Below are 26,043 nucleotides of genomic sequence, written 5' to 3' on the forward strand. Positions count from 1 at the left end.
AAGCCAACGGAGCTAAACACAAGTGTTGAGCCTGGTTCACCGACATCAATTGAATAGTTACCTTTTTGTCGGTGATTGTTGTCAACTGCCCTCCTTTTACAGATATGGTTACGCCCTCCAGCGGCATCCCTTTTGTATCCGTAACCTTACCTTCGACAATGACCGGGGGGCATTTGGATATCCTTCTTATCTTCAATCCTTTCTTCTTCTTTTTCCCTTAAGACAATCGTTTTATTGACAATGACATAAGAAATGGATTGCCCGGAAAAACAAAGGCCCAGCGTTTCCGTTAAAGAAACGTTGTGCAGATTAAGTGTTACAGGTTTTGTTTTGGATAAAAGTGCGTCGTTATAAAGAAAGGAATAGCCCGTTTGTTTTTGAATAACACTGAACACGTCCGGCAAAGAGAGATTCTTTCCCTGTATTGTTATTTTTGTGAGAGAACACCGGCGCTCAGGTGTAATGAGAGAATCAGGAAAATCGCAGTTAATTTCATGATCATCAATATTTGATGGCGGCAGCGAATACCCGTTTTCACAGGCACTTTGCCAATGGCAAGCAATTGCATAAATTTGTTTTGGGTTTTAATTGTAATACATAGTAAACTCGTGTCTTACGATAGAATCCATTTAGCAGGTTTCGGGTACCATCCGGAACCTGTTTTGTTTCCTACCCGATATTAACTTCGTTAACTCATCATAGGCATACTATTTAGAATAAATAATAATTTTCTTTCCTTCCAGTTTAAATGATACGGTATTGGTCGCTTCCAGTACGTCGAGGAGCTGTGTTACATCTTCCTGGCGTGAAATATCTCCTGAATAGAGCTCCGTTGCGATTTTACCTTTATACTCGACCTTCACATTATACCACCTGGCCAATTGACGCATAATACTTTCAATGGGCATTTGTTTAAATTTGAAACGTCCTTCCTTCCAGGCAACCACTTCATCGACGTCAACATTCTTCTTTTTCTCCATGATATTTGTGGAGACATCGAACATCAACTGTTCCTTTGGCTTGAGTATTTCACCCCTGCCGAGGCGATCCACCTTTACGCTTCCTTGTAACAAGGTGGTCTTAATAGACCGCTCATCCTGGTATGAGTTTATATTGAACTGCGTACCCAGTACTTCCACTTTCATGTCATTCACAATCACACGAAAAGGCATGGAAGCATTATGAACAATTTCAAAATATCCTTCGCCTGACAATTCTACACTACGTTCATTACCTGAGAAAAAAGAAGGGAAGCGTATGCTCGAAGCAGCATTTAACCACACTTTGGAACCATCGGCCAGCAACAACTGGTATTGTCCTCCAGCAGGTGTGGTGATAGTGTTGTATTCTGCTTTGCCCGGACCCCTGTTCTTTACGTTATATGATAACTGCCCGTCTGAAAGCTTAGTGACGCAGATACCGTCCTGTTGCGTAATGGTGCCATTTTCAGTACTGTCCAATATGATCCTGCTACCGTCTGCCAGGGTAAGGACCGCTTTATTGCCGCCGGGTAGTATACTGTTTGAAGGAATGGTCTTTGGTCTATTCGCAGCAATGTTCTGCTTTTTCATCCCAGGAGCCAGGAGTAAGTAGAAGGCAGCTCCCAGTATAATCAAAAATGATGCAACTGCCGCCCATTTTGCCCAGGCGAATTGAATAACCGGCTTCTGCCGTTTGACCCGGGTCAAAATACTGTTTTTTATTTCGCTTTCTATTGCTGACTTATCACCAATGACATTCAAATCGGTGTCAGCTGCCCATTTTTCCAGGTAACTCAAAGCCTGGTTATAAAGCAGCACTTCTTCTTTAGTTGCCAGACCTGAAGCGATCTTTTCGGCTAAATAATTGATTTCTTCTTTTGTCATAATAATAAGGTGTAGTATTAGGCAGTTGAAAGGATAGTTACCCCAAAAGAAACCTAAAAATATCGAAAGGCAGGAGGGTGAACCAAGTGATACACAATGGCAAATACTGGCGTAGGCGGTTTTGGGCGATAGTTATTTGGTTCTCTACGGTTTTTATGGAAACCCTCAGTCGTTCGGCTATTTGCTGATTGTTCAGGTTTTCCTTCCTTTTAAGATTATATATCGTTTTACATTGAAGCGGCAATTGCTCAATGGCATCTTGTATTATCTTCTCCATTTGCCTTGCTTCAATTAGCTCCCCGGGCGTAGGAAATGACGGATTACTAAAACCCGAAAGTTGTTGATAAAAGTTTTCGCGTGTATGAACGCCCCGGATAAAGTTGGCCAATTTAAACCTGACGGCAGCTTTTAAATATGACCTTAGCGATGTTATTTCTAATACGGCTCTCTTTTCCCACAACCAGGTAAAAACATCCTGGAGAACGTCCCTACATGCATTTGGGTCCTTCAAAATATAGAATGCGCTAATATAAAGTTCCTCCCAGTACCTGCGATAGAGTGCATCAAAAGCGTCGTGATTGCTTTCAGATAACAAGCGCAATAACTCACTGTCGGTATATGTAGAATAATCGGTCAATTTAATCCAATCGAGTTGTAAGACAAATTAAGTCAAAAGGAATATACGTCAAAGGAGTGACGGAATGCGACTTGGCTTTACAATACAAGTATATGGTTTACAGACTACTATCTTATACTTCTGCCGCTGATGTTGTTTTTGCTCTAACCCAAAACGCCAGTCCATGCAATGCGCTGAGGTATTTTAATTTTACTGTTTTTGCGGTTAATAGTTCACTTTTCAATTCCATATCTTGAAAGATAGAAGTCGTTTTTGAGCGTACTTTTTCCAGGTAAGTATTTAAGTCCTTTGCCAATTGGTCCAATGGTTTTGCTACACCTTTACCTTTGTTCCACAAATGGGGAAGAAGGTACTTTTTAATGAAAGTTCAGTCTTAGTTTTGTTCAGCGTGATCTTGGCATAGACTGGATATTTCTCCTGTCGAGGCTTATTGTTTCGCAGGAAGAATTATAGACCAAAAGAATTGGCAGTTTGCATAACACATCATTTTGCGTGACAAAATCAAGCTCTTGTTGGATCCGCAAGACATGATGGGAATGAGCTCAAAGCAATACAAACATTTCAAACAAATCAGCGTATCTGTGTAATGGATGTCTAATACGGAAGTCAATGGGCCACCCATTACGGAGTATACCGGGCCAGCCAAAACGGCGCATGCTGGGCCAGGCTTAAAAGATTTTAATACGGAGGTCGTTGGGCCATTTTGGTTAAGCAGCCCCTGCCAATAACGGAGGCTATTGGGCCAAAAAGATCAGCAGGCGGCGACAAAAAACGGAGGTCATTGGGCCACTTTCCATGATTGCAATAGTCTTGTACCAAAAACAACGGTACATGGCAGGCCAAAGAATCAACATCATGGAAGTACGTACGTTAATCAGTCTGAAACAAATGGGATGGAGCAATCGTAAAATCGCTGCCCACATCAAAGTCAATCGTAAAACGGTAGACAGTTATATTAGCCGTTTTAAAGCGCTGGAGCTGTCTTGTGAAGAACTGCTGCAATTGGAAGATGTTGAACTGCTGGAACTGTTCACTGAGGATAGTCAGACCGAAAAAGAGCGTTATGAAACATTAGCCGGCTACTTCAGCTATTTTGAAAAGGAGTTACTCAAACCAGGTTGTACCCTGGCTGTTCTGCACCAGGAATATTACTTAAAGCATCCTGATGGATATCGCTATACGCAGTTCTGCTGGCATATACGGCAATGGAAACGAAGAACGGAGCCACGTGGCAAGTTGCTGCATAAAGCCGGCGAAAAGCTGTTTATAGATTTCTGTGGTAAAAACTCTCCTACTTTGATAAGGCCAGTGGCGAAGTTGTGGAAGCGGAAGTTTTTATTGCGGTCCTTCCCTGTAGTCAATACACCTTCGTAAAAGCGGTGTCTTCCCAAAAACGGGAAGACCTGATCAAATGTTTGAGTGATTGCCTCCACTGGATGGGTGGCGTACCCCAGGCCATTGTATCAGATAACTTAAAGTCAGCCGTCAGTAAAGGTCATAGGTATGCTCCGCTGATCAATAAAACCCTTGCCGATTTTGCCCTTTTTATGACTGCGCAATAGATCCTGCATGTCCGTACCATCCGCAGGATAAGGCTTTGGTGGAACGGGCTGTAAGCCTGGTGTACCAACGCATCTATTATCCTTTGTCCCGACATACCTTCTTCTCCATCGAAGAACTAAACCAACACATAGCGTATTTACTGGAACAATACAACGACTACCTGTTTGCACATGGCGGCACTACCCGTCGCCAGCAGTTTATTGATACTGAAAAACAGTGGCTGCAGCCTTTACCGCAAGGCCGTTATCATCTGCGTCAGTATAAAAGGGCCAAGGTTAAAAAGACCTGCCATATATACCTTAGTGAAGCCGCAACTATTATAGCGTTCCTTATCGCTATCAGGGCTTACGTGTGGAAGTGCAGTACAACCAGGACAATGTAGAGATCTTTTACAATCATACCCGTATTGCCGGCCACAAACGCTCCTTTAAGCCAGGCCACTACACTTCTGTGTCAGATCATATGCCCTCTTCCCATCAGGCTTATAACTCATGGAGTCCTAAATTTTTGAAGATAAGGCTGCCAACGTAGGCGCCAATACGCTCGCTTATATACAGAAACTGCTATTACAGTATAGTTACCCCGAGATAGCTTATAAGCAATGCCAGGGTATTTTATCGCTTAGCCGTGACTACACGCCCCAGCGCCTGGAAAAAGGCTGCCAGCGCGCTCTTGACCATAATAAAGCAGGGTACCATACCATAGAGCGGATCTTAAAGGCAGGGCTTGATCAACTGGAAGAACTGCCTTTTGAGGAGCCTCGCATCCCCGAGCATACCAATATCCGTGGCGCCGGTGAGTACCAGTAAAGCTACCCGCTTCATCAACAAGAACAATAAACCATACAATATGAATGAAAACAGCACAGTAGAAAAATGCGCCGAATGAACCTGAAAGCCATGGCAGGCCTGTACCACCAATGCCTTAACCGTCCGGGTGATGAAAACTAATCAGTAATAAACATGAATACTTCAAACTTACAAGAGCCTCCAAATCCAACGACTTGAAGGCTCTTTTAATTTCTGGTCGGGGTGACTGGACCAATTTCGAACCAGTATTTAGACGATTTGATAGAAATTCAACGGCTTAAACATATTACTAAATACGATAACAGGGTGTAACATTGCTTTATTATAACCAAGCAAATTACTAATTCCCAAATACCGGCACTTTTTTTACAACATAAGAAACTGGCTTTTTCACCTGTACAATTTCATATTTTGCCTTTTCTACTACAGCCACAATTTCATACATTACACTAACACCCACACCCGAATCAGGGTTTTAAAGCCCAGGTAGTAGGTATTATTTGTGCAACAGTTCTTTATTCTAACAATACCCAATTTTAAGTTCTCCTTTGTTCCTTCAGCAATATAACCCCATTTACCGTCATCTTTATTCAGGAATGCCTGAAAGTGTTCAGGTTTCAGTAGGTAAACATCGCAATAATCAGCCCCCGGCGGTTGTGTAAGCGCATTAACCCCAAGCGATAGAATACCTGTACGATCTAATAAACCTGCAAGCTCACTGAACAGTTTCATACTGGCTTTTGTAGAAGCTACATCATTTTTGCTTCTGGAAGTGGCAAAGGTGTAATACCATTCAACCGTATTTTCAGGCAACGTTATCGGGCAAATGATTCTTGACTTACCTCCCTGGAGCAGGGCATTTCTTCCGCTATTGACATATTGGTCAATTGGTGTTTGCAAGGTTAGAGCCTCATAGGAGCTGCTTAGTTTCTTCTTTTCCTCAACCACTGTAAAAGTGGTGTCATTTATAGTTTCCCAGGTTACATTACAATTAAAACTCTTAGTAACATCGGACGCAGGAATACGCTTAATGGTTACCTTAGCTTGCCGGTCGAATACGTGGTTTGTTCCAAACTCAAATTTGTACACGGATGTTTTAGGAACCTTTATTCTTATGCCGTCAAGCGTTTTAAACTGGTGGTTGGAGTAAACAACTGATTTGGATTCAAATTCTGTCACTTCAATTCCCTGAGTTCCTTTTTTGTTTTCGGTAGCAATATCAATTACAATCTCATCGCCTTCCGCAAATCCGTAGTACATTTTTGGGTAGTCAGGGTATGTTTGTTTAGGGTGTTCACTCATCCAACTGCCAACCACCAATGAACCAGTAATATTAATGCTTTGAGTAGTGACTATAATTGGTTCCGGCACCTGGCTGATAGAAGTAAGAGAGCATAGAAGCGTTACAATAGTGTAAAATTCTTTCATACGACAAATAGGTTTAAGGGTTGTTAGGTATATGTTTAACGCAGGGGATAAATGGCTATTGCATGATAGATGTTTTTACCTATTACAATACCTTCCTGGCCACTGCCTGTAAGCTCCGTTGTTTTTGGTCCAGAAGCCATTAATATTTTCCATATTACTTGAACCTTTTTGAATCCTGCTCATCTCTTTTCGAACCTCGTAAGGAATTCTGGCACAATAGATTGTCATTGGGACGCAAATGCAATACAAATCTCTTTAAACTACAAACCCTTCAAATCCAACGATCTGAAGGGTTCATTTTTTCTGGTCGGGGTGACAGGATTCTAACCTGCACCCCTCCCGACCTGTGGTCGAGAGGGGCTACCGGGCTGCGTTACATCCCGAATGGGTAACTAGGATGCAAAAAAATATCATGCACTATTTGCTCAGCAACGTTTAATAACCTGTTTATTCCCACCTTGAGCAAAACATCCCCGCCAGCATATAATCCTGGAGTACAATAGCATCCGGAACACTTCCCCCGAGGCACTCCAATTTCAAGGAGAGACAAAATCCGTGGTGTTTCCCTGGTCATTCCCTGGTCATTCCCTGGTCATTCCCTGGTCAAGTCCTGGTCAAGCCCCACCTAAGCCCTGGGTAAGTCCTGTCCATACTGTGATCAACTCCTCATCAGGCCCTGGTCAGACACTGCCCCCGTTAAGCTATCCGTCTTTTAAACCCCATTATAGACTCAACAATCGCTCATCTTAAATCATACAAAGTTATTCCCACTCACAACAAAGCAGCCCGCCAATCGCCGCTAATTGAGTTAGAAGCGAAGGTATTCAAAAAGCCGGTCTATATGGCCGCCACATGGTAGTGTATCCGCCCTGTAATACGTGTCAACCCGCAGGGGTATTGCCTGCAGATTGGCAGGGTATTGCCTAAACACCCTATTTTACTAAGGCTATTGGCAGGCAATACGTAGGCCATGTTCAGGCAAGTCCGGGCCTATAACACCAGGCTTTTGTGCCCCCTACCTACCTATACTGATGTCGCCAGTTGACAGTCCCCCCTGCCACCTGGCCTCAATATCATGTCGCAAAATGTCCATCAAGGGGTCATACTCACATTTCCTTCCGGTCTTGTTCGGGTCTCATTCGGTATTCGTTTGGGGTGGCTTCGTCAAGTTCCGAAGAAACCCGAAAAAGACCAGGTCAAGGTACGGTCTTGGTAATATGCAGATCCGAATAAGACCCGGATGAAACCCATGTTTTGTGTGAATGCCACACAAAGCTTATTCCTGGTAAGCCAGTGCTCCCTGCCTGCCTTTCCACTTATTTATTTTCCTATTTTTATGGAAATAACCATTTCAAACATCCCAATTGATCATATGTCTTACAACGAACAACTGGCCGACCGGGTAAGGGAACTCATTGCCGCTACAGAAAGGAAAATTGAAGAAAAGAAAATGTTTGGCGGCCTTTGCTTCATGGTCAATGATAAAATGTGTGTAGGTGTGGAGGAAGAAAGGTTGATGCTGCGCATTGGACCCAATGGCTACGAAGAAGCCCTCGAAAAAGAAGGCTGCACGCCCATGGACTTTACCGGCAAAATCATGAAGGGGTACGTTTTTGTAGACCGCGATGTACTGGCCACCAATAAACAACTTTCCTGGTGGATCAAAAAAGCATTGATTTTAATAAAATAGCAAAAGCCGCCAAAAAGAAGAAGAAATAGGCGGCTTAAAGCAAATGCCATTACCCGGCCAGGGCAAGCAGGATAGTGGCTATCCCAATTTAAAATGAGGGTTGTAAATAATACCCACGATATTACTCCATGGATCTTTTACCATGGCCACCACAATATCTCCCCCCACATTAAGCGGCGCTTCATGTGCCGTAGCCCCCAAGGTTAATAAATGCTGGTAAACACCTTCAATATCTGCTACCCCCAATAGGTTTCAACGCCGCCTTGCCCGGTTGCCGCACCCGCTTCTACCGGCTGCAACCCCAATTCATACCCTCCGATATTAAACCCCACATAAAATGGCTCATCAAAATAAGGAGCCGTATCAAAACCTGGCTGTACCATGCCTTGGCTTTATCAATATCCGTTACGCGGTAAATAGTGGTCCTTAATCCTAAAAATGAAGTACGCATGACCCTGGATTTATTGTGTGGTAAAATTAACCCAACAACTTATTAATTCCGCAAGAATCAGGTTTCCGGCCCTCTTTACTCCGGATAGTTTTGCAGGCATGGAAAATATGATTGACCAGATCAATGCACTGGATTGGACAACAGCAGAAGAAAGTCTGCATACCACCGGCTACGCCCTATTGCCCCGTGTATTGGATGCTGCCACCTGCGATCACCTGGTAAAACAATACGATCAGGCCAACCTGTACCGCAAAACCATTGTAATGGAGCGCTACCGTTTTGGGCTGGGTGAATACAAATATTTCAAATATCCCCTACCCGATCTATTGCAGGATATCCGGCAAACGGTGTATGCAAAACTGGCCGTTGTGGCCAATGCCTGGATGAAAGCCTTACAAATCGACCGCCAGTACCCGCCTACCCATACCGCTTTACAGGCACTTTGCCGGGAGCAAGGGCAAATACACCCCACGGTATTGATCCTGCAATATGGCCAGGGTGGGCACAATACCTTGCACCAGGACCTCTACGGCGATCTCTTTTTCCCCATCCAATTGGTGCTATTCCTTAATGAACCGGGCGACGATTATACCGGCGGCGAGTTTGTGCTGACCCAACAAGTGCCCAGGGCGCAATCCAAAGCCATTGTACTTACCCCACGCAAGGGCGACCTCCTATTGTTTACCACCAATTTCCGCCCTGTTAAAGGCAGTAAAGGTTATTACCGGGTGAATATGAAACATGGGGTGAGTGAGGTCCACAGCGGACAACGCCATACCCTGGGCATTATATTTCATGATGCACAAAGTTGATCTCGCTCCTTATCATTTATTCATAAAGATCATACCGGTTGTTGAAATCAACTTTTTACCGGTAATTGAATCAAACTGAGCCACACTTAAAATTAATGATTTAAAAGAGGGGTCTTTAAGCAGGTTGATCTTGAAGTGTCTTGCACTGTCGGGGATGGCCATTGTTTGTACAGGCTTGTTATCAGCACCCATTTTTACCAACTGTATTTCATTCACCGAATAAGGCGGATGGGCCAATAAAAATTCCAACTGAATGGAATCGCCTTGAAATAAAACGGAATCAATCACCAGGTGATCACCTTTTCTGTCAACTCTTTCTTTAGAAGCAGAATCAAATAAATGCACCATCGCATTGTGCTCCGAGAAATCCAGGAAATTATAGGCTTTGTAATTTCCATTTTCATAATAATGGTACCGGTCTCCTTGCAACAATCCGCCTGCAGCATAACCAACAGACTTAAGCTTGCCGCTTTCATAATAATTGAATACCTCCCCATTTAAAACATTATTATGATAGGATTTCTTTTGCTCCACCACGCCATTGGGGTAATATAGCAGGCTTAGGCCATTTAAATGGCTGGAAGTATCATATACCTCCAGCCATTTTAGTTTACCATCAACTGAATAACTTTTTAACGTATCAACAGGTCGTGCTTGTTTATCAAAATACCCCTCTTTCATGATCACTCCATTATCATAATAAAACTTCTGATAGGTTTTATTGGGATCAGGTGGATCATTTTTACAGCCAGTAATTATCACTACAACAATGAAAACAAAGCATACTAACCTCATGAATTATTTTTTGTTTTATACACTTTTTTGACATGGTATGTTTTGCCGTCATCACCCACAGAATCTTTTCCAATCCCAACTGCCCGGCTACCTCCAGGAGGCCAAGGCAAGTCAACATCATTTCCATACCGGTTATAAATAGTCTGGATAATCGTATCCACCTTTTTATCCTGGCTTGGAGTTGGCGCGTTGCCACTGGTACCATCATCCGGCAGTGTCTTTTGACCTGGAATGATGCCCGCTGCTGTTTCAGATTTTTCACGAAGGGTCAACAGAAACTTGACCGCGTCCTCGATCTTTTCCATCTTTTTAGCAGGGTCTTTCATATTCAGGATCTCCTGGATCATTTCTCCCGATCTTAATATTTTAGGATCAAAACTTGAGGCAGCTGAACCCATCGCCAGAATCTGATCTAATTCCACCCGTTCAACCGGACCACTTGCCAGTTTAGTCTCTTGCCCTTGTCCGGTAGTAGGATTGGTGGAATAAAACTCAATACCTCCCCAGGAATTACTCTTTTGCGATACTTTAGCCTGGGCCAGCCAATTCCAGTTATAATTGGTTTGGGTTTTAACCCGGCTATCCAGTTCCTCCTTCTGTTCCACGGTTTTGATCTTTTTCCATTTTCATAGTAATCATATACTACCTGTTTCACATCATGCCAGGTATATTCATAATGCCAATCATGCTTATCAATGCGGTTGGGTACCTGAATTGCCCGCGACCGCAAAGTACCATATTCCGTCACCTTTGCTATTCCTGTCACTTTCCCCGTTTTGACATCGACCATGTAATGGGTAACGATCTTATCCTTTCCATCCGGATCCACAAACAATATAGGATTGTTCCCCGTATAAACATAATTACTTTCATTCGGGTATTTCTTTTGCAATGGATCTAAACTTAACCATCTTCCCACCCGCGGATCATGTATCCTAGCCCCAAAATCAATACTATTACCAGGACCCTTCGCCTCATTATCATTCTCCTTGCCATTAAATCCATAACGATACAAACCTTGTCCTGTTGCATTGGCACTGTCACATAAGGTAACAGTTTGACTGGTAACAATATCCAGGCGACTGATACTGAAATTATCAATACTATAAGGCACATCCGGTCCATCGGCAGTTGTACCTCCATTAGAGCGTAAAAATTCCACACTAATAGAATCCACCCCGGCCGCCATTGTAAAGTTAACCATGTAATCACCTGATCCCGTATAGAACAGCCCCTGTAATCAGTAAATGCCCAGGAATTGCTTCCTGTTTTTGACCTGATCTGTAAAAACAATCGCTTATCCGTTGGTACCTGGTCTACTCTGAATTTAAGCAGGTAATTAACACCGCCAACGATGGGATAAACGGTGGTCAGATAACTTTCATTCAGATTGGTACAGTTAACCTCCACCTTCTTATCGGTAGTGCCCGTCAAACTGAATTTATTAATGGTTTGATTCAGCGGTTTCCAAATTTGTCCATTATCATTGATATTCACCCCCGTCTTAACGGCTGCATTAAAGTTGGAAGCATACTGTTGGTTTGCGTTGGCAACCGTATACTTTTGATCGAGAAATTATCTACAAAGAAATACAAACCGGCAGTAGCTGGCCGCGCCGAAATACGGAAGGCCACATAATTGCCCACGGTAGCGCCTGTGGTAAAGATGATAGAACGATGCCCTGTGCCCGCCATTACATAAGTAGCCCGGTAACTATCGAGGGTTTGTGAAATAGCCTGAATATTATATTCCGTAATACCCGGCGACTGTGAAACGATATCAGCCTCCATAATATACGTCGTGAAGGGCTCTATCATGGCTTTGGGTACTACCACCAGCATACCATCACTACCCGAGGTGCCGCTATTTTCTACCCGGAATGTTCCACTTGATAACGAAACAATGCCATTGGCCTGTTGTTGCCAGGTAACGCCCTGGTGAACGTATTTATTATCGGGGGTTTGTGTTACACCACTTTCCAGATCACTGTAAACAAGGGGTGTTACAAGACTTACTTCTTCTTCATGACAACCGGCACATACCATTACCGGCTTCATGGCCGCCGTATCCAGCCTATTGATACTAAAATCATCGATGGTATAGTTGGTCCTGTATCCATCATAGGTGTTCCCGGCATTGCTGCGGATAAATTCTATCCGGGCGGAATCGGCCCCTGCAGGTTGGGTAAAGTTGAACAGGAAATGACCTGACCGTATAAAAAACAATCCTTCAGATTCGGTCAGCGACCACACACCTCCGGTACGGGCATACATCCGAACACCCAATCTTTTATCGAGTGAGTCCTGCCCAAGTGTAAACCGCATGATATAATTCTTACCTCCGGACAGCGGCATTTCTGTTTTCAGGTAGGCCTGGTCCACATTTGTACAGGTTACCTTCAGTTGCTTATCTGCTGCGTCTATTAAGCTCAGGCTATTGATGGAGGTATTGAGGGAAGACCAGGTAAGCCCATCAGCAGTAATTTGGGTACCGTTTTGTGTGGCCGTATTGAAATCAGTACCCGCCTCCAATTCCTGATCGGTAACCTTAAATTTCCGGGCCACAAAGTTATCTACCACGAAATAGGTTCCTGCACTGATTATGTTGGAAGTAATTCTTAACCGGATATAGGATGGTAAGGCCTCTGGTGTGGTAAACAGGATGGAATGGTGGCCTACCCCTGTTTTACGGGCCCTTACCCGGTATACATCATCCGTGGGGGTGTGTGCCTGCACATTGAAATAGCTAATACCCGCCGATTTTTCTGTAATATCAAACTCAATTACATAGGTGGTATTGGCTTCTACGGCGGAAGTAGGCAGGTAAGCCACTACTCCATCGCTGGAGTTGCCCCCATTAGTCACCTTCACTGCCTGGTTGTACAACGCAATGGTGGTACTTTCCAAAGGCGCCCAGCGCACGCCATTGTGGTTGATATCTGCCCCATTCACGGTTGCTCCGCTATTCAGGTCACTGGAAGACAAATAGGTTACCACGTTCTTCAACTCTTCGCGGCAGTCGGTATTCGTAACACTTCTGCCTGGCATTACCATACCAAAGGGATAATAGGACTGTGCACTGCTTACATCGGCATAATAATAATGTACCACTGTATCACCCGCATTCACCAGCACACCATATTTTCTATCTGTGATGGTAGCCAGCACACTACTGAGGTGATTGGTAAGCTCATAATTGCGTAACCCTCTTCTTGCATTGGAGGTATCCCGGTGTGTTATATCAGCCGGACCATTGTCTACATTTTGTACAGCCGTATAGGTGCCCAGTCTGCTGCTGCCATATATAGCACGCTCAGATACAGAAGGTGATAAGCCTGCCAGATCCGTAGCATTACTGCTATCCGAATACACAGCCAGGGTATTGCCTTGGGCATCGAGTACGTACCAGGTATATTGCTTAACAGAAGTACCTTGCCGCTCAACTGTTTTTCCTATCCGGTTGCCCTGCCCATCATAAGCATAGGTAATGCTGGATACTTTATTGAGCGGGCTGGGATTGCGGATGATCTGTTTTATTTTACCATACATGGTCCACCTGATCTCCTTAATCCCCTCTGCACTGTCTTTCACCAGGTTACCAATAGGATCATATAAATAGTTACTCGCGGCCGGTTGATTATCCAAATCCATGGTATATAAAGCAGGAGAAACATTATCTGCAATGCCCTGCAATTTGTTGGTTTGTGGATAATAACTGTATTGCATATTATCCATTAAAGCTTCCGTACCCGATTTATCGCCATACCGCTTGTATTGCAATATATTTCCATTGGCATCGTATGACAGCCGCTCTTTGTATTGGCCCATCAGTTTAAGGCCACTCCAGCTATTGGAAATGGCAGTGAATCCTTTGTAGGTATCCATTTCCTTTAAGCGATTTAACTGATCGTATTTGTAGTTATAGAGCAAGGTGCTACCATGGGTAAGACCAGGAATATGGATGGAATCAAGACTTTCGGCCATGCTGCTGATATTGCCATTGTACAATGGGCGGTAAGCGTTTCCGGGAAGGAAGGCCAGGTGCCCCGGGAATGGCTGCGCCTGCTGACCAATGGGAAAGTAATCGCCTCCAAAATAATTCAGCCCAAAGCCATATACATCTCTCGCCACGTATTGCATCAGATCTCCGGGCAAACCATCTTTACCCATTTCTAAATGCGGTCTCATGCCAATACCATTCACTCCTTTAAGCCATCCTTGTAAGGTATATGCATAATCGATGCCCTGAACCTGCTGTGCACCGATGATGGTACGGGCCAGGGGACCGTGCAGGTAGTATTCATATTTGGCTTCCCGTTCCCAAACGATACCGTCGGTACTGGTTTCTGCTGCAATTAATTTATTGCCTGCATCATAGGTATACCGGTGTATCCACTGGTCGGCCCAACCCGGTTGATAATGCATCTCATTCACCTTGCCACTGATGAGGTCATACTTGTACACCATCTTTTTCCACCGGTTGCCGTTCTTATTCATCATATTGGGTGTACCGCCTGCCTGGCCATAATCCTGCAACAAGGTATCCACATTACCATGGCTATCATAACTATAAAATGTGCCGTGGTCATACCCGGTAGAAACGCCCGGCGAATCGGCATAGATAATATAACTTACCCGGTTCCGTACATGCTTTTGCTGCACAACCAGCCGTTCGTCGCCAGCGGCAAAACCAATATAAGCAGTATCATAAACAGTTTGTATAACCTGTCCACGGTATTTAGCCAGGCTATTAAACCAGGCAGTTAGGAAAGGTTCGTTGCGGGCGAGTGTATCATTGAAGGCACGCGTAGAAGTGTCCCGCACCTGCCCCACTTCCGTAATACGTCCCAAATCATCGTAACGCGTATAGCTCAGGAAACGCTTACCCGAACTACTGATGGCCTGCTGGTAGGCATTCCGGCTCACTACCAGACGCCCCAGCCTGTCATACCAAAAATCAGTAGCACCTCCATCCGGCGTTTGACGGGATATGACCTGGTTCAACGTATTAAACCGGTATTGACTGGCCAGCTCGTGGGCAGGCACAACCTCCTGTCCGGTCTTCCTGGCTGCCTGTACACTGTTTAACCACAAGGAATCATAATTGGCGCGTACACCTGCAGGAGGTACCGTTTTCACCAGGTTACCGGCCTGGTCATAATAGAACAAGGTGTAGTGGTATTCACTCACCGTATGGCGTACGGTAAAGCTTTCATATTGGTAAGCGTTGAGGCATTTAGCGAGGTAACTACTGTCGAACTTTCCTTTCAGCGAATCGGCATATACCTGGAACAATTCCTGCGCAGCACTCATGATGTAAAATGTAGAATCGCTACAATTATCAACCGGGTCCAACGCCATTGGAGGGAACACGGGTTCCGAACGGCCGCAAAGTGTAAGGGTTAAGTACTGATCGTTGCAGCGGTTCTGCGGGCATTTCTGATCAACAACAGGTAATTGTGCGGTAGCAGTCCGCACCGCAGGCACAGAGGTAACGATCTGGCTATAGGAAGCCTCAACATCAGCCAGGTTTCTAACTGTAACCGTCGTGAGACTGATATTGGTATTGGCGGTATCACAACTTACCTTACCAGTAGAGTCGGTATGGGTAAGCCAAAAATCATCCGGCTCATCTTCTCCCTCCGGACTACGGTTCAATAACGTAAAATTGCCTGTAATGTCCTGTACCAAACCACCCAAGAGGTAGGGTTTGGTGATGGTGAATTTGCGTTTGCGTTGAATACCATTTTTATATACGACCAGGTACTTTTTCCAATCCCACCTGATATCGGCTTGCCAGGCTGCAGCAAAGCCGCCATCGCGCAGCGGCACCAGTTGCTGGCTGGAGAAGGCTGTATCGGTCAATACTGGTTTGTTGGCCTGTATTACATTGCCCAGGGCATCCAATTCAATGATACAGGGCTGCTCTAGTAAAGAAACGGGATCGGTATACAATGCATTGACCAGGTAACCTGTACTGCTCTTGTAGGCAGCCGTAAAGCGGGTTTCGTTGCCCACTTTATATACTTTCGGAACATTGGTACCTACTAAAAACCCTCCCCCATCATAAACAGGTTTTTGGGGTACTTTGTAGATGCACCCGCTATAACCCGCTTCGCCAGGTATATTGCTGGTTGTTTTCGTACCGAATACCAATATGGAGTCTCCCGATTCAACCAGGGACGAAACCTGCACATCGTCCCATGTTGCAGCACTCAAGGCCGCAAAATCGGCACAGGCATTTGTAGTAATGAATACATGGGTAAGATACTGGCCGGTTTCGGTATAATAATATACGGCAAACCCGTCACGGCATTCATATACCCCGCTTACCAGTACGGCATAATTACTGTTTGTCAATTGTATTACATCAATGGCTTCCACATCGTCAATGGTATGCACCCACTGAATATTGCCATTTTTATTGGTCTTCATCACCGTCGTCTTCCACCAGCCACGTTCGCCCCTGGTGCCTACGGTAATGAAACCTCCATCGCTGGCAGCTTTTACTTTCTTAAAATGCGTAATGCTATCGCCATAGTTCTTTTGCCACAATACCTTGCCCCTGTGATCCATACGCATCAGCCAGGCCATATTTGATTCATTATTGCCAGGCAGGTAATAAGGCGCTTGTCCACCAGCTACGATGGTGCCGCCATCAAAGGTGGCCGCTATATCATGCGGATAATAGAGGTACTCGGTGCCTCCCGGCATATAACTGCTTAAATAACCGGGTTCGGCATAACAGGTATCGGCGCCACATACCGGGGCAGGGCGGCCGGTTTCCCGGATATAATCATCATTCACCACCTCAAAACTCACCGCTCCCCGTTCTGCATACTGGTTGAAATGCATATTGTAGAAATCCCTGAACGTTTTCTGGCAATCGTAAGGACATAATCCGGCAACATTTGGTGTGGCCAGATTGGGACCATTGTTGAAACTTTCATCCAATAGCAGGTTGTTGTTCTTATCGTAGATCTTTACCCAGTCTATTTCAATCCCTCTTTGAAACTGCGAAAAAGGAGTTATCCTAATGCCCTGCAGGTAGTTGACCAATGGCATGCCTGTTCTATCCAGTTCAACCAACAAGGTATCCTCATAAAAGGCTTGAAACTTCTGAGGCGTTACTACATATTTTATGGTTCTCCATTGATTAAAAAAATCAGCCTTGATGCGTGTATCTGGAACGTATTCATATTCATAGGGCTCATTCCAATGGTAAATCCAATAGCCTTCGCCCGGCATGATCTCAAAGGCAAAGCTTTCCGTTTGAAAATAATTATTGGCGCTCCTCAGATTAACGGCAAAACCAACCCTTCCCATGTGTACACCCCCATTGCCCACTTCGGGCTCTGTTCTCCGGATGCGGGTCTCCCATCTGTATTCATTGTCAACACAGATATCCCTTTGAGAAAAGAATTCAATATCTCCGGTAGCCGGGCCATTAAAATCCGACGGCTTCATTCTAAGTACTCCCGGTGTATCGACCAGGCGTGCCAGGTCGTCCCTCGCTTGTAATGTTCCATCAGGCAGGGTAAAATACCTGAGCCGCCAAATGGGGCCACCTACTCTGTAAGTATTCATGTATTTATCATGCTGTACGTTGTAGTATGCCCTGAAATCCGTTACCAGGTCTTCCAATTCTTTCTTAAGGCTATTACCATAGTATACGCCACAGGCATCAGCAAATTCCAGGTAATCATGTGTCGTCTTGGTGAAACCTAATTTATAATTGAGAAATTGTTCATAACGCTGGTTTTTGGCCAACTGAACTGAGTCAGTCGCAGCAGAATCTGCCGAAGGAAGTTCATTGGGGAATTTGGCACGATAGTCGGCATCAAAAATTTTAAACTGGTCGCAGCTGATACACACGTCTCCCGTATAACATTGAAATACCGGGGGCAGCACAATGGGCGATTCCGGAAATTTACAACCGGCAGGTCCGCCTGCTATATTACACATGCTCAACAGCATATTGAGCACCGCATCACTTACCTCTGTCTTATACACCCGCTTCATATAATTGGAAAAGGAAGGGAATAAAGCTGCTACGGGCTGGTACTTCTGGTAAATACGGGAAATATTGCTGCACTCACAATCTGTTGGCTTGCCCATTAAAGGCTTATTACCGGCTGCCTGCTGCTGATCATAAGGTTTGGGAGCAACAATGCCGTAAGGATGGCAATACTCACGGTCGGTGATGCCATGAGATTGGTTGTAACTGGTGATCACCTCTTCAAAACTGCGGAACTGGTAACCACTGGCTGGTTTTACAGAGCTGGCTCCATAGGGGTGATCGGCATCGGCCCCTTCCTTACAGACTTGTATAAGCCGGGGAATGATCACATTATTGAGACTATCAGGATGATAGAGCACGCATTTGGACAATTGCTCTACCCAATGGGTTACATACGAGCGACAATTGTCGTCATAATAAGTATTCAACTTGTCCTGGTTCTTTTGCTTCCAGGCTGTGGCAGCGGCCTCGTCAGCCGGCAAGTCAACATCATTGGCAGCCAACGCCTCCCAGGCATCACTAAAGTGAGGTTGGTGACCAGCTGCAATGATCGTAGCAGGAGTAATACAAGACGGGCATTCCGATTTGATCCAGGCATTGATCAGGTTACGTTTGATGTCCAGGTACATCTGGCGGTAGGAAAGCCAGGCCATGTTCAATTCTCCCACGCACATGGTGGAAGGATTAAAGGCATTAGTAGGATTCAGGTAAGTATTATAGCAGGTTCCATCTGTTCCTTCACACATAGCAGCGGCCGTTGCTACACTCCACATACTTATTAGCGTACTTCCCTTCTTCCTGAATTCGGTGAGCGAATCCTCTAATTGTGCATGAAATATACCCAGCCGGAAAGTATCCAGCGGATCACGTTCTATAAATCCAGGTGTGCCGGCAAATTGGTTAAATGGAAGTGCATTGTTATTGGTAGGGTTCAGGTAGCCACGCTTTTTTGCTTCTGCATACGTTTCTACCGCTTCAAACCGACGGTCCCAGGTATGGCTGGCATTGAGCAGTTCATACTTTTGCAGTTTTGTATATTCAGGGTGTTTGACCAGCAGCGCTTCTGCCCAGGAGGTTTTAAATTTCTGCGCAAACAATTCGGGACTTAATTGACCCGGGGAAACCATTTTACCTGCGCCTTCATCATATACCAAGTCCAGGTTACCATTCTCGTCACGGAAATCAGTTACCGTGGTATAAGTAGCCACGGTATCGGGCAATACTCCATCCTGGCTATTGAAAAATACTGAATAGAAATCCTGATCATTGCTCACATCCGCATATTGGCCAGACGAAGGCATCATATCCATCAACATCGTTTTGCGCAATTCGCCAGCCTCGTTCAGAGAATCACACAATTCTTTGCAATCCTGCCTGGCTTTAAAGTAGGCCAACTCGGCCTGATCACGGTAAACGGCCGAATCTGCTCCCACTCCCGAACGATCTTTAAAACGAAGCCAGAATTGATCCCAGGTACCTACACTGTCTTCACAACTGGCACAAGTAGGTTTACATTGCAACAAGCCCACTACTAGCGCCCTTTGTTCAGCAATAAAGGAGGCCAGGCTTTTTACCTGGTTGTTCTTTTTTGAATGCCGTATCGCGATAATAGTCCAGGGCTGATTTACTAACAGATAATTTCTTGGTGATCTGATAACTTCCTTCAGGCAGCCATTTGGTAAAGCTCACCTGGAAACCACTATCTTTTGCACAGGTTGTGTCAAACTGGTTCAAGGAAAAGTTACGCACCAGGGTATCAAAAGCCTTGCCGCCCAGCTTCTGGTTATTACAGTCGTCTGTAATGGTTATTTGCAGGTCGTACAGGCAATCATAACAAAATATAGTAGGGTTTGCTCCTTCAAGTTGTAATGTTTGGGGATCGAGTCGATAGGAGAAAGTGTGATCGCCCGCCATGGGAACCAATAACCCCTTTTACTTTCCATCACCATGCCTTTAATAACAGCAGCACCAGGGCTCGACAGGTTTTCCGTACGCACGGTTCCGGTATTGGAAGGCAGTTTGTCCAGTTTGATACTATCGGGTGGTGTACCAGCCAATGCAGTAGCAATGGTACGGCCTTTCATATCAACGTACGTAACCGAATACTGTCCGTTGGCATCACGCGCCATGTTCTTAAAGTAATGCGTATAATCGCCCACTTCGGTACCAAATAAAGCATCCAATTCACGTTGATCAGGTGTTCCATAATAATACCTTGACTCATGATCACTACCTAAGCGAAATGTTTCCCCTACTCCACCCTGGCGACTGATACGGCCAGTATTGTCGGGCAAATATTCTGTTTCCGTATAAGGAAACCCTTTGGCATCTGGTATAAACTGGTTAAAGCTGGAATCACGCAACTCATTGGCAGGAGAATAATACCTGGAAGCGCCCGAAGTAGTGTCCATGGGCACCTTGCAGGGTGCAATAAAGATCCGGACTGGCAAGGGTATCATACAAGCTCTTTTCATAGGATACGCCATTCAACCCCCTGTTAAGGTTTTTCGTATAGCTAATAACCGTATTCAGTGTAGGGGCGGGTAATACCTTGATCACCGGCCGGCCCTGGTAATCATACAGGTTTTCTGCTACGATGGTCCGGTTGGTCGTATTGTCCTTGGTAACAATTTGACGGTTCCTCAAGCTGCCATCGAAGTATTGAACAAGTGTTTTACGTTTACCTTCTTCTGCATAGGTGGTGGTGGCCTGCCAGTTCAGGTTTTGTTGATGTCCATTATAATCAAAACGCCCTAAACCGTTGGTATATCCTGAACTCCAGTAAGTTTCTTTTCTGGCCCCGTCGGCTTGTTCCTGCACAGCTCTAACCCGGAAAAAAAGGTGTCCACGACTGTCATAAAAGAGGGGGATCCGGTAGCTGGAACCTGAAATGGTAACCCGGGTGGCATTGTTTTCAAAGATAAGTGCCGCATCAGGCGATGATGAGTTACCAAATAATTGAGCTGCCAGGGCAGCCGAATCTATATAGGCCCACTCCAGGTCATATACATCGGCGCCGATAACAGGCTGCCACCAAACGGGCAGTTCATCGAGTTCTGTATTAGCCGCCAATGCCGAATCGTTGATTTGTTGTATGGCCTGTTCTGAACAGGAAAACTGGTATTGAGGATAACTTTGCAGCTGGTTCACCACTTTTAAGGCGCTCCACACATCCCAGCTCACATTTTTGGTAAGCTGTAGCACCTTTACACGCACGCGGTAGGCATCATTGAACACATAGGAACTACGGGCTTTATAAGCGCCGGTTGAATCATAAGTAATGGTAAGATCCCGGTCCACGGAATCAATAGCATTATTGGCATGCGTAATATAGATACGCAGACGGGCAGTAGCCGTAAAGCTGGTACGCAAGTAAACCGGCAACCCCTCATTGATCTCCAGGGATACCAGGTTCTTCACGGCATACGGTTTAATCAGCATGGCATTGTAGGCGCTATTAAAAACTTGGCATCTTCTACCATTACCGTAGAGTCGACCTTTAGCTGGCCCGTGCTCCCATCCAGCACCTTCATGACAGGCAGATCAGTGCCTGCCTGTACGGTCAACGCTGATAAAATGATCAATATAATGCCGCTTAGCCGTCTAATTGACAATAACTTTCTCATAGATAGTTCTTCAATATTATTAACCCTGGTTTCGTTAGAGACCTGGGCTTCCTAAAAATATTTTGTACCCGCTGTATTGTGCTGTTGGTTTATACTCCTGCGCTTCCTTGGTGAAATACCGCCTGCTACTGAACAGTGTTTCATCTACAGTACCTTCACTATAATTTGAAAAGGAGGCTTCTACAATAGCGTACGTATCCTTGTCATCTACTTGCGATTGTATTGATGGATCGTACAAAGCACCAGCCTTAACCAGTGAGGTGATCTTTTGATATACCCGGTTGACCGATCAATACTCCAGGAAATTTTCCGGTACACGGGATGCCTGGCAAAAACGATCTGTATATTTTCTTCACTTGCATTGCCCGTGTAGCTGCAACTAATATCCTTGTCATTGGTGATCAGGCTATCGAATGTTGCCAGGCTATTAGACCCCAACATATGCATGTCCAAAGGAGAAATATGCACTTTTGAGGGTTTTACCAGGTAAATCAGTTGATCTTCTTTGAATAACATGATCTGGTAATCCTCATTAAGAATATACTCTGTCAAGGCAAGATTGTACCAGGATTTGCTTCCATGGAGCTTTACTTCTCCACGCATCGAATCAAGGTACAGGCCCGGCTTGTCTTCCGCAGCATACTTATAGTGCACTACAAAACTGAGTTGCGGTGCCCGGCTATAAGTACCCAGCAACTTGTACATGGCTTCTGCAACAGCCTGCTCCGGCTTCACCTGTGCCCCTACCGGCTGCAGACCAATAACCAAAAAGTTAATAAAACGATCGTTCTCATATACCAATCAGTTTATGGTTTTTGCATCGCAGTTCTTGTTTCCTGTATGGTCTTGATACCACGCTGTGTTTCTTTTTGGTTCTGATGAGGGTACCCTCATCATCGTATTCATAAAGTGTGGTATAATTGTTTTCATCCAGTTCTGCCATCAATCGCATATTAACGGGATGGAAAACAAAAGACTTCATATTGGCATTGAACGGATGAATCCGCAGGTCGTCAAAATAGGCTGCAGAGGCAGCAGTAGCTTCCAGGCTTACGCTAAGGGTGGTAACGTTTTGAGGAATAACAAATACACCTTCGTACCGTTGCCAGCCTTCTATGATATTGCCGGTGGGCTTAAATTCGATAGAACTGCTGCCTTGCCCAAATACAACCCGTATTCGGTTATTGACGTAGGAAGTACCAGCACAGGCTTCAGCTTCCTTTACCCAAGCACTGATCAACATGCGCCGGCCCGGTACGGGCTTAAATACCGGCAGCAATACCCGGTCAGATGTTTTTATTTTATCCAGTACCGTATTAGCGCAAACCTGCTTAACGCTTATATTCAGCCTGGGCTGAATGGTATCGTCAGCAGCAGGCACCAGGTTGAAACCAATACCTACCGTCTCTCCCGCTGGTACCCGGAGGCTGGCTTTACCAGTATGTTTTTGGGTAGTGTCTATATTGCTTTTGTAGGTCGAGAAATCAATATGTCGTCCTACCGGGCAAGCCGTATCACAGGTTTGAGTAATAAATCCATAGTCTTCAAACCCTTCAAAAGCAGCCTCTCGTAAACGGCTGTTCTGTACCATACTTACCGGAGTAGTGAGGTTATAACCATATTGGCCCGAATTGTAACGGCCCAGCGGATCTTTATTCTCCACCTCAAATCCTTTACGGCTAAACAGGGTACTCTCACTATTCCATACCCAATGTGCCGTATCGTACTGGGCGACTAACTTGCCGGATTGAAATTTCCAGAAGGAGGTAAATTCACCGAAGGCTCCATTTTTTCGGATATTGGTAGCAGCCGCTGGAGATGTTTCGGCCCGGCGGGCATAATGAGCATAACTCCTGGATGCACGCCAATTACCCAATATGCCGGATATGTAGGGGTTCACAGCCGTATCCTTCACCAGGCTATAACAGTTTTCAGTAACCACTGTATCCCTGGGAAGGGGCACTGAGCTACGGCAAACAAACGAGTCGGCAGCGCCATTGGCCAGCTTATAACCCAATGGGCAGCTATAGGTGGAAGGAATGGTATCGCCAATAATGTCCTTTGTTGAGAAAAGGAGGTTCAGTTCATTATAACAGGTGGCGGCGGCTATTTCCCCTTCGGAGTTGTCATATACTTCCAACCCGAAACCAGTTGCCACCTCTCCGTCATCCTGGCCTTCAATGGTGAAATTGTATACGCCTTTGGTAAAATACCGGGGATATATATGCCATATTTTAAACGTTTCATATTCACCAGCATCCGTATCCACATGGAACAAAGTCGTATCGATGGTTACCCGGATCAGGTTATCAGCAGCCATACCAATATAATACCATCCGTCATGGGGAAGTAGATCGGTTTGGTAAAGCCAAACCAGGTATTGGGGTTTACAGAAGCCCTGTTACAGGTCCAAACACCTGTACGGTTGAGCGGGCCGGCCGGACCGGTACCAGCCTGGAAACGGGCCGCCTGCATCATGCCGGTTTTCCCTGCTGTTGAGTCTTTCACCTGGGCGGCCATCTTCCTGAAAGCCGGACCTGCAGGTGGCAAGGTCTTCACCAGACCAGGTGTGTAGCCGCAAGAAGCAGGATACCGGTCATAATTGATCCAGAAACTATCTAACGGATTGATCCTGCTCCTGACATAGGCTGTATTCGTTACATTGAACTGTGAATAAATATAGCTGCCACAGGCCGAATAGGCATTGTTTCGATCGGAAGCACATACCGTAAAGGTGCTTAAGATCTGGGCTACCGTATCTTTGATGCACTCTCCCAATTCTTCCGAATAGGTGTATCCAGCCGGGCAGGTGCCGGTAGTGATCACCATATTACGCTTGAGGATATTCCGGTCTTCCGTTTTCCAAAATTGCTTTTGTTCTGCCGCAAATGCCGTCAACACCTTGGTTCCGGTATTTACCAAGAGCTCATAATTGCCCGATCCATTCCTGACCAACGGCGACTCCAGGGAGGTAATATTGCCAACAACGCCAGCCATATTTTTCCTGCCCGACCGAATAATTTTTATAGTAACATCAAAGCCATTATAAGGTTTCCCTTCCTTGTCAATAAAATAAAGCGCCCTGCTTCCGCCATTGACCACACTGCTATCAAAGGACCAAACTTTATTATAAATGGGGAAAGTAGAGAATTCATCACTACAATTAACGCCACCCGTTTTTTGTTTGCCGGCTACCAACACCTCATCCCCACTACTGAACAAGCTGTCCATCGAGGCCGTACTACCCACAATCCTTCCCTCACGGATAGTCAGGTTTTTTAAAACCACATCTATATTTTTATAAGCCATTCCCAGGCCATCATAAGCCCAATGTGTAGGCCAATTGAAGGTATACACAGGGTCATTGAATTCATTCTGCGTACGGCTTAAGAGCGTCTCACCAGTTTCACTATCATACAATAGGTCTTTCGTAGATATTTTACTGCCCTTGTCTACAGCAATAATACTGTCTAAGATCCCGTACCGTTGTATTACTTTAACAGTAGCTGCCGAACGGTAAATATTCTCCTCCCGCTGGGCCAGGTTCAGGAAGGAGGGAATGAGGAAGAAAGGAGGCAGGAAGGGAATGGAGAACATATCCGTATTAAGACTTACATTGTAACCATTGGTTATCGAAAGCTGTTCGCGCATATCCACCATCAATTCCACATCCTTACCAATCAATGCACTCGAATCTATCGAACCATCGGGCCTGATCACCATCGCTGTATTACTCAATCGCTTAAAGGTAGCGTTAGCGTCTTCTACCCTATATACCTGCTCACTATAATTGATTGGGTTAACAGCATCGGTTTCAGCATATATGGCCTTCGACCTTGGCTTTCCATGCATATCGTTCAACTCTATTTTAAACCCTTGTGATAAGGATATGTAATGCTTGGCATTTACGCGCAGGAAATTTGCCAGTGCAGGTTTATAACGCTTTTTGGTATCATTATCGATCAATGTCCGGTCCGTATAGGTTGGAAAGTCATAAGCCGTGTAGAACCTGTTTTCCTCATATCCATTGGCCGATTTCTTATTCTTATAATGAATGGTACGTGTGCGCACCTTGCTGTATCCAATACCAGCCGAAGGAAAGAAACTTTCACCCAGTGGTTCTTCTGTATAACCCAATGTTACAGGGCCAAGAGGTGCTACCTTTTCTACATATTCTACCGGTACGCGGAATGGGTTTTCTTCGCCTCCCAAACCTGGTTCATAACTGGCTACTCCACTACTGATCGTGGTCATTACACCATTGATCTCCTTGCGGTCGGTATAAGTATATTCTTGTCCATATACTGCAGCCCGCTGATTGGTCATTTTGTCCCAGTTATCATACGTT

At 45.1% G+C, this 26,043-nt stretch carries 24 protein-coding genes and 1 pseudogene; 6 read left to right on the forward strand and 19 right to left on the reverse strand.

The features are described 5' to 3' along the window. Positions 1-146: 146 nt before the first annotated feature. The 4 genes and pseudogenes from RS881_RS38105 to RS881_RS38120 all read right to left on the reverse strand — a co-directional run bounded on the left by RS881_RS38105 (position 147) and on the right by RS881_RS38120 (position 2,943). Complete coding sequence (locus RS881_RS38105) at positions 147-395, reverse strand: STN domain-containing protein (protein WP_315824733.1); 249 nt, start codon at positions 393-395, stop codon at positions 147-149. A gap of 312 nt (positions 396-707) precedes the next feature. Next, entirely contained in the window at positions 708-1,865 is a 1,158-nt protein-coding gene (locus RS881_RS38110; protein WP_315815554.1) for a FecR family protein, read from the reverse strand. A gap of 37 nt (positions 1,866-1,902) precedes the next feature. After that, the gene (locus RS881_RS38115) at positions 1,903-2,502 is read right to left on the reverse strand and encodes an RNA polymerase sigma-70 factor (protein WP_315815555.1); all 600 of its coding nucleotides are present in this window, start codon (positions 2,500-2,502) and stop codon (positions 1,903-1,905) included. Positions 2,503-2,614: 112 nt separating this feature from the next. Further along, a pseudogene (locus RS881_RS38120) lies at positions 2,615-2,943 on the reverse strand (hypothetical protein). Positions 2,944-3,333: 390 nt separating this feature from the next. Here RS881_RS38120 and RS881_RS38125 point away from each other — a divergent pair. Genes RS881_RS38125 through RS881_RS61875 form a run of 4 tightly spaced genes read left to right on the forward strand, consistent with a single transcriptional unit; the run spans position 3,334 to position 4,596 of the window. Then, entirely contained in the window at positions 3,334-3,876 is a 543-nt protein-coding gene (locus RS881_RS38125; protein WP_315815557.1) for a hypothetical protein, read from the forward strand. A 5-nt stretch (positions 3,877-3,881) separates the two neighbouring features. After that, positions 3,882-4,064, forward strand: a complete 183-nt coding sequence (locus tag RS881_RS38130; protein ID WP_315815558.1) for a hypothetical protein — start codon at positions 3,882-3,884, stop codon at positions 4,062-4,064. 35 nt (positions 4,065-4,099) lie between these two features. Beyond that, a complete protein-coding gene (locus RS881_RS38135) occupies positions 4,100-4,447 on the forward strand; it encodes a hypothetical protein (protein ID WP_315815559.1) in 348 nt (115 codons plus the stop codon). Further along, positions 4,423-4,596: a hypothetical protein gene (locus RS881_RS61875; RefSeq protein WP_425476305.1), complete on the forward strand. Its 174-nt coding sequence runs from the start codon at positions 4,423-4,425 to the stop codon at positions 4,594-4,596. The genes RS881_RS38135 and RS881_RS61875 overlap by 25 nt, the downstream gene beginning before the upstream one ends. Positions 4,597-4,778: 182 nt before the next feature. On the opposite strand, the gene RS881_RS38140 is transcribed toward RS881_RS61875, so the two are convergent. Then, positions 4,779-4,985 (reverse strand): hypothetical protein, encoded by a 207-nt coding sequence (locus RS881_RS38140; RefSeq protein ID WP_315815560.1) that lies wholly within the window; start codon positions 4,983-4,985, stop codon positions 4,779-4,781. A 333-nt stretch (positions 4,986-5,318) separates the two neighbouring features. Then, positions 5,319-6,302 (reverse strand): hypothetical protein, encoded by a 984-nt coding sequence (locus tag RS881_RS38145; RefSeq protein WP_315815561.1) that lies wholly within the window; start codon positions 6,300-6,302, stop codon positions 5,319-5,321. A gap of 1,258 nt (positions 6,303-7,560) precedes the next feature. Between RS881_RS38145 and RS881_RS38150 the strand changes: the two genes are divergently transcribed. Next, on the forward strand, positions 7,561-7,992 hold the full coding sequence (locus RS881_RS38150) for a TfoX/Sxy family protein (protein WP_315815562.1): 432 nt from the start codon (positions 7,561-7,563) through the stop codon (positions 7,990-7,992). A gap of 78 nt (positions 7,993-8,070) precedes the next feature. Here RS881_RS38150 and RS881_RS38155 read toward each other — a convergent pair whose 3' ends face one another. Together RS881_RS38155 and RS881_RS38160 are read right to left on the reverse strand one after the other, a co-directional pair. Then, positions 8,071-8,238 carry a VOC family protein gene (locus RS881_RS38155; RefSeq protein WP_315815563.1) on the reverse strand — a complete coding sequence of 56 codons (168 nt, stop codon included), beginning with the start codon at positions 8,236-8,238 and terminating at the stop codon, positions 8,071-8,073. After that, on the reverse strand, positions 8,229-8,375 hold the full coding sequence (locus RS881_RS38160; protein ID WP_315815564.1) for a hypothetical protein: 147 nt from the start codon (positions 8,373-8,375) through the stop codon (positions 8,229-8,231). Before RS881_RS38160 ends, RS881_RS38155 begins: the two co-directional genes overlap by 10 nt. A gap of 166 nt (positions 8,376-8,541) precedes the next feature. Here RS881_RS38160 and RS881_RS38165 point away from each other — a divergent pair, with 166 nt between their 5' ends. After that, positions 8,542-9,255 (forward strand): 2OG-Fe(II) oxygenase, encoded by a 714-nt coding sequence (locus RS881_RS38165; protein ID WP_315815565.1) that lies wholly within the window; start codon positions 8,542-8,544, stop codon positions 9,253-9,255. Positions 9,256-9,267: 12 nt separating this feature from the next. On the opposite strand, the gene RS881_RS38170 is transcribed toward RS881_RS38165, so the two are convergent. The 11 genes from RS881_RS38170 to RS881_RS38220 all read right to left on the reverse strand — a co-directional run bounded on the left by RS881_RS38170 (position 9,268) and on the right by RS881_RS38220 (position 26,021). Continuing rightward, complete coding sequence (locus tag RS881_RS38170; RefSeq protein WP_315815566.1) at positions 9,268-10,050, reverse strand: toxin-antitoxin system YwqK family antitoxin; 783 nt, start codon at positions 10,048-10,050, stop codon at positions 9,268-9,270. After that, on the reverse strand, positions 10,047-10,472 hold the full coding sequence (locus RS881_RS38175) for a hypothetical protein (RefSeq protein ID WP_315815567.1): 426 nt from the start codon (positions 10,470-10,472) through the stop codon (positions 10,047-10,049). The genes RS881_RS38170 and RS881_RS38175 overlap by 4 nt, the downstream gene beginning before the upstream one ends. Then, positions 10,463-11,254 (reverse strand): RHS repeat-associated core domain-containing protein, encoded by a 792-nt coding sequence (locus RS881_RS38180; protein ID WP_315815568.1) that lies wholly within the window; start codon positions 11,252-11,254, stop codon positions 10,463-10,465. Before RS881_RS38180 ends, RS881_RS38175 begins: the two co-directional genes overlap by 10 nt. A gap of 289 nt (positions 11,255-11,543) precedes the next feature. Continuing rightward, on the reverse strand, positions 11,544-19,598 hold the full coding sequence (locus RS881_RS38185; protein ID WP_315815569.1) for an RHS repeat domain-containing protein: 8,055 nt from the start codon (positions 19,596-19,598) through the stop codon (positions 11,544-11,546). 16 nt (positions 19,599-19,614) lie between these two features. Then, positions 19,615-19,983 carry a hypothetical protein gene (locus tag RS881_RS38190; RefSeq protein WP_315815570.1) on the reverse strand — a complete coding sequence of 123 codons (369 nt, stop codon included), beginning with the start codon at positions 19,981-19,983 and terminating at the stop codon, positions 19,615-19,617. Then, a complete protein-coding gene (locus RS881_RS38195) occupies positions 19,875-20,480 on the reverse strand; it encodes a hypothetical protein (protein ID WP_315815571.1) in 606 nt (201 codons plus the stop codon). The genes RS881_RS38190 and RS881_RS38195 overlap by 109 nt, the downstream gene beginning before the upstream one ends. Further along, the gene (locus RS881_RS38200; RefSeq protein WP_315815572.1) at positions 20,434-21,510 is read right to left on the reverse strand and encodes a DUF6443 domain-containing protein; all 1,077 of its coding nucleotides are present in this window, start codon (positions 21,508-21,510) and stop codon (positions 20,434-20,436) included. The genes RS881_RS38195 and RS881_RS38200 overlap by 47 nt, the downstream gene beginning before the upstream one ends. Continuing rightward, positions 21,504-21,695 carry a hypothetical protein gene (locus RS881_RS38205; RefSeq protein ID WP_315815573.1) on the reverse strand — a complete coding sequence of 64 codons (192 nt, stop codon included), beginning with the start codon at positions 21,693-21,695 and terminating at the stop codon, positions 21,504-21,506. The genes RS881_RS38200 and RS881_RS38205 overlap by 7 nt, the downstream gene beginning before the upstream one ends. A 207-nt stretch (positions 21,696-21,902) precedes the next feature. Then, complete coding sequence (locus RS881_RS38210) at positions 21,903-22,496, reverse strand: LolA3 family protein (RefSeq protein ID WP_315815574.1); 594 nt, start codon at positions 22,494-22,496, stop codon at positions 21,903-21,905. Then, the gene (locus tag RS881_RS38215) at positions 22,486-24,015 is read right to left on the reverse strand and encodes a hypothetical protein (protein WP_315815575.1); all 1,530 of its coding nucleotides are present in this window, start codon (positions 24,013-24,015) and stop codon (positions 22,486-22,488) included. The genes RS881_RS38210 and RS881_RS38215 overlap by 11 nt, the downstream gene beginning before the upstream one ends. Continuing rightward, the gene (locus RS881_RS38220) at positions 23,997-26,021 is read right to left on the reverse strand and encodes a hypothetical protein (RefSeq protein ID WP_315815576.1); all 2,025 of its coding nucleotides are present in this window, start codon (positions 26,019-26,021) and stop codon (positions 23,997-23,999) included. Before RS881_RS38220 ends, RS881_RS38215 begins: the two co-directional genes overlap by 19 nt. Positions 26,022-26,043 lie beyond the last annotated feature (22 nt).

Origin of the sequence: Paraflavitalea speifideaquila, assembly GCF_032395985.1 — a bacterium.
Taxonomy (GTDB): Bacteria; Bacteroidota; Bacteroidia; order Chitinophagales; family Chitinophagaceae; genus Paraflavitalea; species Paraflavitalea speifideaquila.

Bases quoted from the DNA above. Each gene is read 5' to 3' on its own strand.
- RS881_RS38215 (WP_315815575.1), bottom strand. From the start codon at position 24,015: ATGGCTGCTGATAACCTGATCCGGGTAACCATCGATACGACTTTGTTC.
- RS881_RS38200 (WP_315815572.1), bottom strand. From the start codon at position 21,510: ATGCTGATTAAACCGTATGCCGTGAAGAACCTGGTATCCCTGGAGATC.
- RS881_RS38170 (WP_315815566.1), bottom strand. From the start codon at position 10,050: ATGAGGTTAGTATGCTTTGTTTTCATTGTTGTAGTGATAATTACTGGC.
- RS881_RS38195 (WP_315815571.1), bottom strand. From the start codon at position 20,480: ATGGACACTACTTCGGGCGCTTCCAGGTATTATTCTCCTGCCAATGAG.
- RS881_RS38145 (WP_315815561.1), bottom strand. From the start codon at position 6,302: ATGAAAGAATTTTACACTATTGTAACGCTTCTATGCTCTCTTACTTCT.
- RS881_RS38205 (WP_315815573.1), bottom strand. From the start codon at position 21,695: ATGAGAAAGTTATTGTCAATTAGACGGCTAAGCGGCATTATATTGATC.
- RS881_RS38180 (WP_315815568.1), bottom strand. From the start codon at position 11,254: ATGGTTAACTTTACAATGGCGGCCGGGGTGGATTCTATTAGTGTGGAA.
- RS881_RS38110 (WP_315815554.1), bottom strand. From the start codon at position 1,865: ATGACAAAAGAAGAAATCAATTATTTAGCCGAAAAGATCGCTTCAGGT.
- RS881_RS38220 (WP_315815576.1), bottom strand. From the start codon at position 26,021: ATGACCAATCAGCGGGCTGCAGTATATGGACAAGAATATACTTATACC.
- RS881_RS38160 (WP_315815564.1), bottom strand. From the start codon at position 8,375: ATGGTACAGCCAGGTTTTGATACGGCTCCTTATTTTGATGAGCCATTT.
- RS881_RS38165 (WP_315815565.1), top strand. From the start codon at position 8,542: ATGGAAAATATGATTGACCAGATCAATGCACTGGATTGGACAACAGCA.
- RS881_RS38190 (WP_315815570.1), bottom strand. From the start codon at position 19,983: ATGGCGGGCGATCACACTTTCTCCTATCGACTCGATCCCCAAACATTA.
- RS881_RS38125 (WP_315815557.1), top strand. From the start codon at position 3,334: ATGGCAGGCCAAAGAATCAACATCATGGAAGTACGTACGTTAATCAGT.